Origin of the sequence: Streptococcus sp. HMSC034E12 (assembly GCF_001835915.1) — a bacterium.
GTDB lineage: Bacteria > Bacillota > Bacilli > Lactobacillales > Streptococcaceae > Streptococcus > Streptococcus vaginalis.
This window is the reverse complement of record NZ_KV826437.1, coordinates 1-559: the sequence shown is the minus strand read 5'-3', so window position 1 is coordinate 559 and position 559 is coordinate 1. Positions and strand designations below refer to the sequence as shown.

The 559-nt window shown below is 29.5% G+C and carries 1 protein-coding gene; it reads right to left on the bottom strand.

Translation table 11 applies throughout. The features are described 5' to 3' along the window. A partial coding sequence (locus tag HMPREF2574_RS03880) for a hypothetical protein (RefSeq protein ID WP_142350183.1) occupies positions 1-212 on the bottom strand: 212 nt, incomplete at its 3' end. Positions 213-559: the final 347 nt, after the last annotated feature.

The window sequence follows — 559 nt, the reverse complement described above, 5'->3', positions numbered from 1 at the left end:
CCTTTGTCTGCATAAAATTGAAACAGAACTTCATAATTTGGTCCATACTCAAAATCTGCTTTGCTCCCAAAGGATCGATTATGGCAAGGTATGCCACCCATTGCATCATTGATAAATATAAAGTATTTATCAGCTAACTTATCTCCCTCTTTTAGTTGCCGAATAAGTTCTATATTTTTAATTTTAAAACGATTGTTCTGTTTAATTTTCATTATGTTTCCCCATTTTTTCTTCAAAAAAAGTTTGTGAAATTTTCTAAAAAACAGCAAAGTTACCGAGTTACCCATAAAAAAGAGTTTTTACGATTAGTTAATACAGGAATCCCTATTTAATAGGCTTTCTCCTTTTTTACTATCTATTTATATACTTTTTACTATATTATCGGTTTATCGGTAACTTTTATATAAAATATTAATAAAAAGTCAGTAATACCAAGGGTTTAGAAGGTTACCGATCTCCAATTTTATCGGTAACCTATCGGTAACCTCGGTATACTTTTTAGGGTAAAAGTTACCGAAGTTACCGATCTTTTTTAAAAAGTTACCGATCTTTTTTTTTT